Source organism: Paraburkholderia sp. (genome assembly GCF_036488795.1).
GTDB lineage: Bacteria > Pseudomonadota > Gammaproteobacteria > Burkholderiales > Burkholderiaceae > Paraburkholderia.
The window spans coordinates 1-9001 of the sequence record NZ_DASXHA010000024.1 but is presented as its reverse complement, the minus strand read 5'-3'; the positions used below and the strand labels follow the sequence as shown (position 1 = coordinate 9001).

Here is a 9001-nt window from a genome sequence, read left to right as displayed (position 1 = left end):
AGTGAGGAATGTACGTGTCGACCTTATGCGCAGCCTGGATCACCATGCTGCCTTCAGGCACCTCTACTTTCTTGCCGTCTATTTCAAGTTCAACCATGATGGTCAATCTTCCTTAACCTGTTACCGCTCAATCGTTCGCCCCGTTCATACGCCGCGCGCTTTTGCGCCGCGACGATGACCCCGCGGTTGACGCTTCTCGTGCCGGCCTATGCCGCCACCGTTTCCGAAGCCGTTGCTGCGCCAGCATGACCATCGACGAGGCAGCGCTTGTTGGCGACGTGATATTCGAATTCGTCCCAGTAATGCTTGAGCATGCCGCGCACCGGCATGGCCGCTGCGTCGCCGAGCGCGCAAATCGTGCGGCCCATGATGTTTCCAGCCACCGAGTTCAGCAGGTCCAGATCTTCCTGGCGGCCGAGGCCATGTTCGATCCGATGCACCACGCGATACAGCCAGCCGGTGCCCTCGCGGCACGGCGTGCACTGGCCGCATGACTCTTCGTAGTAGAAGTACGAAAGGCGCAGCAGCGAGCGCACCATGCAGCGCGTTTCGTCCATCACGATGACCGCGCCCGAACCCAGCATTGACCCGGCCTTGGCGATCGAGTCGTAGTCCATGTCCATGCCCATCATCATGTCGCCCGGGATCACCGGTGCTGACGAGCCGCCCGGAATCACGGCCTTGATTTTCTTGCCGCCGCGCATGCCGCCGGCGAGCTCCAGCAGCGTCGCGAACGGCGTGCCGAGCGGAATTTCATAGTTGCCCGGACGTTCGACGTCGCCCGACACCGAGAAAATCTTCGTGCCGCCGTTGTTCGGCTTGCCCAGTTCCAGGTAAGCCTGCGGACCGATGGTCAGCAGGAACGGCACGGCGGCGAAGGTCTCGGTGTTGTTGATGGTGGTCGGCTTGCCGTACACGCCGAAGCTTGCCGGGAACGGCGGCTTGAAGCGCGGCTGGCCCTTCTTGCCTTCCAGCGATTCGAGCAACGCAGTCTCTTCGCCGCAGATATAGGCGCCGTAGCCGTGGTGCGCGTGCAACTGGAACGAGAAGCCCGAACCCATGATGTTCTCGCCCAGATAACCGGCGCGGCGGGCTTCTTCCAGCGCCTCTTCGAAGCGCTTGTACGCTTCCCAGATCTCGCCGTGAATGTAGTTGTAACCGACCGTGATGCCCATCGCGTAGGCGCCGATCGCCATACCTTCGATCAGTGCATGCGGATTCCAGCGCAGGATGTCGCGGTCTTTGAATGTGCCCGGCTCGCCTTCGTCCGAATTGCAGACGAGGTACTTCTGGCCCGGGAACTGACGCGGCATGAAGCTCCACTTCAGACCGGTCGGAAAGCCCGCACCGCCGCGGCCACGCAGGCCCGACGCCTTGACGTCGGCGATCACCTGCTCCGGCGGAATCTTCTCTTCCAGAATACGGCGAAGCTGGGCGTAACCGCCGCGCGCCACGTAGTCTTCGAGATGCCAGTTGTCACCGTTCAGGCCGGCGAGAATCAGCGGCTTGATGTGACGATCATGTAAGGACGTCATTTCGAAAGTTCCTCGAGCAGCTGGTCGATCTTCGCGCGGCTCATGAAGCTGCACATGCGATGGTTGTTCACCAGCATCACCGGCGCGTCGCCGCACGACCCCATGCACTCACCTTCTTTCAAGGTGAACTTGCCGTCTGCCGTGGTTTCGCCGAAGTCGATGCCGAGCTTCTGCTTCAGGTATTCAGCCGCGCCTTCCGCGCCGCCGTCCGGGCCGAGCTGGCACGGCAGGTTCGTGCAGAGCGTGATCTTGTGCTTGCCGACCGGCGACATCTCGTACATGGTGTAGAAGGTCGCGACCTCCTGCACGGCGACTGCGGGCATGCCCAGATAGTCCGCGACGAACTGCATCAGATCCGGCGACAGCCAGCCATGCTCTTCCTGAGCAACGGCCAAAGCCGCCATCACGGCGGACTGTTGCTGACCAGCGGGATACTTCGCGATCGCGCGATCGATTTCTTTCAGGCCTTCAGCTGAGATCATTTTCAGACACGACTCTTTCAATTCCTACCGAACGAAAACCTGTCGCATGCTGCATGTTGCGACAGACCCGGCGTTCCTTTGCTTGACACGCGCCCGCTACGGCTGCGATGCGCGTGCCACGATGAAAACCGCTCTTACCGATCGATTTCGCCGAACACAATGTCCTGCGTGCCGATGATAGTCACGGCGTCGGCGATCATGTGCCCGCGCGCCATTTCGTCGAGCGCGGCCAGATGCGCGTAGCCCGGCGCACGGATCTTCAGACGATACGGCTTGTTCGCCCCGTCCGAAATCAGATAAATGCCGAACTCGCCCTTCGGATGTTCGACTGCCGCGTACGCCTCGCCTTCCGGCACGTGGAAGCCTTCCGTGAAGAGCTTGAAGTGGTGAATCAGCTCTTCCATGTTCGACTTCATGCCCACGCGCGACGGCGGCGCAACCTTGTGATTGTCGATCATCACGGGGCCTGGATTCTTACGCAACCATTCAATGCACTGTTTCGCGATTCGCGTTGATTGACGCATTTCTTCGACGCGTACCAGGTACCGGTCGTAACAATCGCCGTTCACACCGACCGGAATGTCGAAATCCAGCTTGTCATAGACTTCGTACGGTTGCTTCTTGCGCAGGTCCCATTCGATACCCGAGCCGCGCAGCATGGCGCCCGTCATGCCGAGTTGCAGCGCGCGCTCCGGACTCACCACGCCGATCCCGACCAGACGCTGCTTCCAGATGCGGTTATCGGTCAGAAGCGTTTCGTATTCGTCGACGCAATGCGGGAAGCGCGCGAAGAAGTCGTCGATGAAGTCGAGCAGCGAACCCTGACGGGTCTCGTTCATCTTCGACAGCGCCTTCGCGTTGCGGATCTTCGAAGCCTTGTACTGCGGCATGGCTTCAGGCAGATCGCGATAGACGCCGCCCGGACGATAGTAAGCCGCGTGCATCCGCGCACCGGACACCGCTTCGTACACGTCCATCAGGTCTTCACGTTCGCGGAACGCATACAGAAACACCGCCATGGCGCCGACGTCGAGCGCGTGCGAACCGATCCACATCAGATGGTTCAGCACCCGCGTGATCTCGTCGAACAACACACGAATGTACTGCGCGCGGATCGGCACGTCGATGCCGAGCAGCTTTTCGATAGCCATCACGTAGCCATGCTCGTTCACCATCATCGACACGTAGTCGAGACGGTCCATGTACGGCACGGACTGGATGAAGGTCTTGGTTTCCGCGAGCTTTTCAGTTGCGCGATGCAGGAGGCCGATATGCGGGTCGGCGCGCTGGATCACTTCACCGTCGAGCTCCAGCACGAGGCGCAGCACGCCGTGCGCTGCCGGGTGCTGCGGGCCGAAGTTGAGCGTGTAGTTCTTGATCTCTGCCATGGCGTTCTCTTAGTGTTTCAGACCGCCATAGCGATCCTCGCGGATCACGCGCGGCGTGATTTCCCGAGGCTCGATCGTCACCGGCTGATAGACGACGCGCTTCTCTTCCGGGTCGTAGCGCATTTCGACGTAACCGGAAACAGGGAAATCCTTGCGGAACGGGTGACCGATAAAACCGTAGTCGGTCAGAATACGGCGCAGGTCCGGGTGACCTTCGAAGACGATGCCGAACAGGTCGAACGCTTCGCGCTCGTACCAGTTGGCCGAATTCCAGACGTCCACGATCGACGGAATCAGCGGCACGTCGTCGTCCGGCGCGAACACGCGCACACGCAGACGCCAGTTGTTCGCAACCGACAGCAGATGCAACACCGCGGCGAAACGCGGACCGTCGTAGGCGCCGTCGCCGTAGGTCTGGTAGTCGACACCACACAGGTCAACCAGCTGCTCGAAGCGCAGCGACGAATCGTCGCGCAGGCGAGTCGCAATATCTTGATATTCTCTTGCACTCACGACGATAGTGAGCTCGCCGATTGCTTCGGTGATGCTCAGCAGGCGGCCGCCAAAGGCCGCCTCGAGGTTCGCTTTCAGGGACTCGAGTTTGCTTGCCATATTGTGGGGAGGCTCTGGTCTTATTGACGGGCGATAGTGTTGGTACGACGGATCTTCGCTTGCAGCTGGATCACGCCATAGACCAACGCTTCGGCGGTCGGAGGGCAACCTGGCACATAGACGTCGACCGGCACGATCCGGTCGCAACCACGCACCACTGAATACGAATAGTGATAGTAGCCGCCGCCGTTCGCACACGAACCCATCGAGATGACCCAGCGCGGCTCAGCCATCTGGTCGTAGACCTTGCGCAGAGCCGGCGCCATCTTGTTGCACAGTGTGCCGGCGACGATCATCACGTCCGACTGGCGCGGACTGGGACGAAACACAACGCCAAAACGGTCGAGGTCATAGCGGGCTGCACCCGCATGCATCATCTCGACCGCGCAGCACGCAAGACCAAACGTCATCGGCCACAGGGAACCGGTGCGCGTCCAGTTGATCAGCTTGTCAGCCGTGGTGGTGACAAACCCTTCCTTCAAGACCCCTTCGATACTCATTTGCTTTCCACTCCAGACGGGGCGGCTAGCGTTGGCCGCCCACGCAAACCGGCGATTAATCCATCATTCCCAGTCGAGGCCGCCCTTCTTCCAGATATAGGCGAAGCCCAGCAGGAACTCGAGAAGGAAAATCATCATTGCCATGAAGCCGGGCCAGCCGATGTCGCGAAGGGCCACGCCCCACGGAAACAGGAACGCGGTTTCAAGATCGAAAATGATGAAGAGAATGGCGACCAGGTAGTAGCGCACGTCGAACTTCATGCGCGCATCTTCGAATGCCTCGAAGCCGCACTCGTACGGTGCGTTCTTCTCGGTATCGGGCCTGTTCGGACCGAGGATCTTGCCAATACTGACCAGTGCTACGCCTAAACCAGTGCCCACCAGGAGGAACAACAAGACGGGGTAATAGGCTGCGAGGTTCAAGACTATCCTCAATCGGTTGGTTCTGAGTGCCGCCGGGGAGACATTCACCCGACGCGAAATCACTTCGTCGTGCTTGACGTTGCAAGCTTAACGCAAACACCAAGCCAGAAGCGAAAATGCCAGCCGAAGCGAAGCAAGCGGCTGGCATTAAGATAACACTGGTGCCGACGGCGAGACTCGAACTCGCACAGCTTTCGCCACTACCCCCTCAAGATAGCGTGTCTACCAATTTCACCACGTCGGCACTACCGCAATCCGGGAAATCAACTTGTAAAACCCGCGAATCGCTTCAAGACTTGAATTGTAACTGGTTTAAGCAGTTTGTTCAACGCACCACGACCACTTTTCCCGAAAATTTATTTCGGCACGTCCTGGCCCGGCGTGGACGCTGCGGTCGCCGGCGCAGCCATCGAGCCCGCCGCCGGAACCGCCGCGGACGAAGCAGCAACCGGAGCCGTCGCCACCGTGCCGAGCAAGCCAGCAGAAGGCTTGGCGTGATACGAACCGAGATACGTGAGCGTCAGCGTCGAGATAAAAAAGACTGCTGCCAGCACCGCCGTAGTACGCGACAAAAAGTTTGCCGAACCCGTCGCACCGAACAGACTGCCCGATGCGCCACTGCCAAAAGCAGCACCCATGTCGGCGCCCTTACCGTGCTGCAGCAATACGAGGCCAATAACCCCAAGCGCCGACAGCAACTGAACGACGATAATCAAAGTTTTCAAAACCAGCATCACACTCACCTGAGTCTTTATTTAATCGCGTGGCACAACGCGCACCATGCGCAATGGGGCCTTCCTCGCCCGCGCAACCTGCTTATTGCTTGACGCTCAACGCGCCTACCGCGCCGGCCGCCTTGCAGATTGCGAGGAAATCTTTGTCCTTCAACGACGCGCCGCCAATCAGGCCGCCGTCGATATCCGGCTGGCGGAACAATTCTTCCGCATTGTCCGGCTTCACACTCCCGCCATACAACAGTGCTACGTCAGCTGCCGCAGCGCTTTTCGCCGCAAGACGTGCACGCAAGAATGCATGAACATCCTGAGCCTGCTGCGCCGTGGCGCTCTTACCGGTGCCGATCGCCCAGATGGGTTCATAAGCGACGATGATGCGAGCCGACTCTTGCGCCGACAGCTTCGCCAGCACCGTATCAAGCTGCACGCCGACCACCTGCTGCGTTTTGCCCGCTTCGCGCTCTTCGAGCGTTTCGCCGACACAGACGATCGGGGTCAAACCCGCTTCGAGCACCCGCTGCGTCTTGACGGCAACCAGCTCCGCACTTTCGCGATGATACGCACGCCGCTCGGAGTGCCCGACGATAGCCAGCCTCGAGCCGAAATCCAGCGCCATCGGCGCGGCCACTTCGCCCGTATAGGCGCCGTGCGTGTACGCGGACACGTCCTGCACGCCCCACTCGACGCGGCTACCGTCGAGCAGCGCCTGGGTCTGCGCGAGGTACGGACTCGGCACACAGACGCCGACCCGCACGTTCGCCGGCAACGCTCCGGCGCCCTGCGCCACTGCTTCGAGCAGCACCGCATTGTCGGCAAGCCGTCCGTGCATCTTCCAGTTACCAACTACCAGCTTCGTTCGTTGTTTGGACATCGTCTCGTCTTGTCGTGGCGGCGAAACCGGCTTGCGCCGAACTCGCACTGGGTTGCCCGCCCTGCAAAACATGCGGCGCACGCAAAACACGCAATTTTACTGTGCGTAAGCGGATCGGGTCAAACAGACCGTGTCAAGCTGGCCCTGTCAAGCCTTGTCCTGCGCGTCTACCCAACTCAGCATGATCTTGCCGACATGCGTGCTGCTCTCCATCAACGCGTGCGCCTCGGCAGCCTGCGCGGCCGGAAACACCTTATAGATGACGGGCTTGATGCGGCCCTCCTCGATATGCGGCCACACATTCGCCTTGAGCTGCCCGGCGATTTCCGCCTTGAACTCCACCGGACGGGGACGCAGCGTCGAACCGGTAACCGTCAGGCGGCGGCGCAGGATATCGTGCAAATTCAGCTCCGCCTTCGCGCCACCCAGGGTCGCGATCAGCACGATCCGCCCGCCGTCGGCCAGCGCGGTCAGTTCGCGCGGCAGATAGTTGCCCGCCACCATGTCGAGAATCACATCCACGCCGCGATCGTTCGTCAGCGATTTGATGACCTCGACGAAATCCTCGGTTTTGTAGTTGATCGCGCGCTCCGCGCCCAACGCCTCGCAGGCACGGCACTTGTCTTCAGAGCCCGCGGTGGCGAACACCCGAAAGCCCAGCGCATGCGCAATCTGGATCGCCGTCACGCCAATCCCGCTCGAGCCGCCTTGCACCAGCAGGGTTTCGTTGGGACCGCCCTCGCCCGCGCCCAGATGCGCGCGGCCGAACACGTTGCTCCATACCGTGAAGAACGTCTCAGGCAGCGAGGCAGCTTCGATATCCGAGAGTCCTTTCGGCACCGGCAGACATTGCGCAAGCGGAGCGGCCGCGTATTCCGCATAGCCGCCGCCGGCCAGCAATGCGCACACGCGATCGCCCATCTTCAGACCAAACGGATTGTGCCTGTCGTCGAGCGTACCGCCGACAATTTCCCCCGCCACTTCCAGCCCCGGCAGATCCGACGCGCCCGGCGGCGGCGCGTAGCCACCCTTGCGCTGGAACACGTCCGGGCGGTTGACGCCCGCGGCCGCCACCTTGATCAGCACTTCACCCGCCTTCGGCTGCGGCATGGGCCGCTCCGCGAGCTTCAAGACTTCCGGCGCACCGAACTCGGTAATTTCGATCGCTTTCATCTGCGTTACCTCCAAGGTTTGGATTGCACTGCAAACGGGCAACTCATGTCGCACTTGCAATGCAATCCACCCTGCATGAAAAAAACGGCCGGCGCGCGTTCACGCTGCCGGCCGTTTCCTACCTTACCGCATTACTGCGGAGTCGGTTCGCTTTGCGGTGCACCCGACGCGGCGTCGTTCAGCAACGCCTTCGCCGACAAACGCACACGACCCTTCTCGTCCGTCTGGATGACCTTGACCTTCACCTGCTGGCCGTCCTTCAGGTAGTCGTTAATGTCCTTGATACGCTCGTTGGCGATCTCGGAGATGTGCAGCAGACCGTCTTTGCCCGGCAGGATATTCACAATTGCGCCGAAATCGAGCAGCTTGAGCACCGTGCCTTCGTAGACCTGGCCCACTTCGACTTCCAGCGTGATGTTCTCGATACGCTTCTTCGCTTCGGCCATCCCTTCGCTGCTGGTGCTGGCGATGGTGACGACGCCGTCGTCCGAAATGTCGATCGTCGTGCCGGTTTCTTCGGTCAGTGCGCGAATCACCGAACCACCCTTGCCGATCACGTCGCGGATCTTTTCCGGATTGATCTTGATGGTGATCATGCGCGGTGCGAACTCCGACAACTGCGTGTTGGCGCCCGACACAGCCGAAGTCATCTTGCCGAGGATGTGCAGACGGCCTTCCTTCGCTTGTGCGAGGGCGACCTGCATGATCTCCTTGGTGATACCCTGGATCTTGATGTCCATCTGCAGCGCGGTCACACCTTGCTCGGTGCCCGCTACCTTGAAGTCCATGTCGCCGAGGTGGTCTTCGTCGCCGAGGATGTCGGTCAGGACCGCAAACTTGTTGCCTTCGAGGATCAGGCCCATGGCGATGCCGGCGACGTGCGCCTTCATCGGCACACCGGCGTCCATCAGCGCGAGGCAGCCGCCGCATACCGAAGCCATGGACGACGAACCGTTCGATTCGGTGATCTCCGACACGACGCGAATCGAGTAGCCGAATTCGTCGGCGCTCGGCAGGCATGCAGCCAGCGCGCGCTTGGCGAGACGACCGTGACCGATTTCACGGCGCTTCGGCGAACCGACTCGGCCCGTTTCGCCGGTTGCGAACGGAGGCATGTTGTAGTGGAGCATGAAGCGTTCGCGGTACTCGCCTTCGAGCGCGTCGATGTTCTGCTCGTCGCCCCTCGTGCCGAGCGTCGCCACCACCAGCGCTTGCGTTTCGCCGCGCGTGAACAGTGCCGAACCGTGCGTACGCGGCAACACGCCGGTACGGATTTCGATCGG

Annotated in this window: 11 protein-coding genes and 1 tRNA gene; all 12 read right to left on the bottom strand. The window is 60.9% G+C overall.

What is annotated here, in order from left to right; all coding sequences use genetic code 11:
* Window positions 1–97 (bottom strand): 2Fe-2S iron-sulfur cluster-binding protein (locus VGH41_RS26580; RefSeq protein ID WP_414696231.1); only part of this gene is annotated, 97 nt, incomplete at its 3' end.
* Between the two features lie 109 nt (window positions 98–206).
* Window positions 207–1535 carry an NADH-quinone oxidoreductase subunit NuoF gene (nuoF, locus tag VGH41_RS03525; protein ID WP_331595957.1) on the bottom strand — a complete coding sequence of 443 codons (1329 nt, stop codon included), beginning with the start codon at window positions 1533–1535 and terminating at the stop codon, window positions 207–209.
* Complete coding sequence (gene nuoE, locus VGH41_RS03520; RefSeq protein WP_331595956.1) at window positions 1532–2017, bottom strand: NADH-quinone oxidoreductase subunit NuoE; 486 nt, start codon at window positions 2015–2017, stop codon at window positions 1532–1534. Before nuoE ends, nuoF begins: the two co-directional genes overlap by 4 nt.
* Before the next feature lie 134 nt (window positions 2018–2151).
* Window positions 2152–3405 (bottom strand): NADH-quinone oxidoreductase subunit D, encoded by a 1254-nt coding sequence (locus tag VGH41_RS03515; RefSeq protein WP_331595955.1) that lies wholly within the window; start codon window positions 3403–3405, stop codon window positions 2152–2154.
* 9 nt (window positions 3406–3414) lie between these two features.
* Window positions 3415–4017: an NADH-quinone oxidoreductase subunit C gene (locus tag VGH41_RS03510; RefSeq protein WP_331595954.1), complete on the bottom strand. Its 603-nt coding sequence runs from the start codon at window positions 4015–4017 to the stop codon at window positions 3415–3417.
* A gap of 20 nt (window positions 4018–4037) precedes the next feature.
* Window positions 4038–4517, bottom strand: coding sequence for a NuoB/complex I 20 kDa subunit family protein (locus VGH41_RS03505; protein ID WP_006052903.1), 480 nt, complete (start codon window positions 4515–4517; stop codon window positions 4038–4040).
* 63 nt (window positions 4518–4580) lie between these two features.
* Entirely contained in the window at window positions 4581–4940 is a 360-nt protein-coding gene (locus VGH41_RS03500) for an NADH-quinone oxidoreductase subunit A (protein ID WP_074265311.1), read from the bottom strand.
* A 159-nt stretch (window positions 4941–5099) separates the two neighbouring features.
* Window positions 5100–5184: transfer RNA gene (locus VGH41_RS03495), tRNA-Leu, on the bottom strand.
* A gap of 112 nt (window positions 5185–5296) precedes the next feature.
* Entirely contained in the window at window positions 5297–5674 is a 378-nt protein-coding gene (secG, locus tag VGH41_RS03490; RefSeq protein ID WP_331595953.1) for a preprotein translocase subunit SecG, read from the bottom strand.
* A gap of 82 nt (window positions 5675–5756) precedes the next feature.
* On the bottom strand, window positions 5757–6545 hold the full coding sequence (gene tpiA / locus VGH41_RS03485) for a triose-phosphate isomerase (protein WP_331595952.1): 789 nt from the start codon (window positions 6543–6545) through the stop codon (window positions 5757–5759).
* A 147-nt stretch (window positions 6546–6692) separates the two neighbouring features.
* The gene (locus VGH41_RS03480) at window positions 6693–7718 is read right to left on the bottom strand and encodes an NAD(P)H-quinone oxidoreductase (protein WP_331595951.1); all 1026 of its coding nucleotides are present in this window, start codon (window positions 7716–7718) and stop codon (window positions 6693–6695) included.
* A gap of 131 nt (window positions 7719–7849) precedes the next feature.
* A partial coding sequence (gene pnp, locus VGH41_RS03475; RefSeq protein WP_331595950.1) for a polyribonucleotide nucleotidyltransferase occupies window positions 7850–9001 on the bottom strand: 1152 nt, incomplete at its 5' end.

Coding starts and splice junctions, on each gene's coding strand:
- VGH41_RS03505 (WP_006052903.1), bottom strand. CDS start 4,517: ATGAGTATCGAAGGGGTCTTGAAGGAAGGGTTTGTCACCACCACGGCT.
- tpiA (WP_331595952.1), bottom strand. CDS start 6,545: ATGTCCAAACAACGAACGAAGCTGGTAGTTGGTAACTGGAAGATGCAC.
- VGH41_RS03510 (WP_331595954.1), bottom strand. CDS start 4,017: ATGGCAAGCAAACTCGAGTCCCTGAAAGCGAACCTCGAGGCGGCCTTT.
- secG (WP_331595953.1), bottom strand. CDS start 5,674: ATGCTGGTTTTGAAAACTTTGATTATCGTCGTTCAGTTGCTGTCGGCG.
- nuoE (WP_331595956.1), bottom strand. CDS start 2,017: ATGATCTCAGCTGAAGGCCTGAAAGAAATCGATCGCGCGATCGCGAAG.
- VGH41_RS03480 (WP_331595951.1), bottom strand. CDS start 7,718: ATGAAAGCGATCGAAATTACCGAGTTCGGTGCGCCGGAAGTCTTGAAG.
- VGH41_RS03515 (WP_331595955.1), bottom strand. CDS start 3,405: ATGGCAGAGATCAAGAACTACACGCTCAACTTCGGCCCGCAGCACCCG.
- nuoF (WP_331595957.1), bottom strand. CDS start 1,535: ATGACGTCCTTACATGATCGTCACATCAAGCCGCTGATTCTCGCCGGC.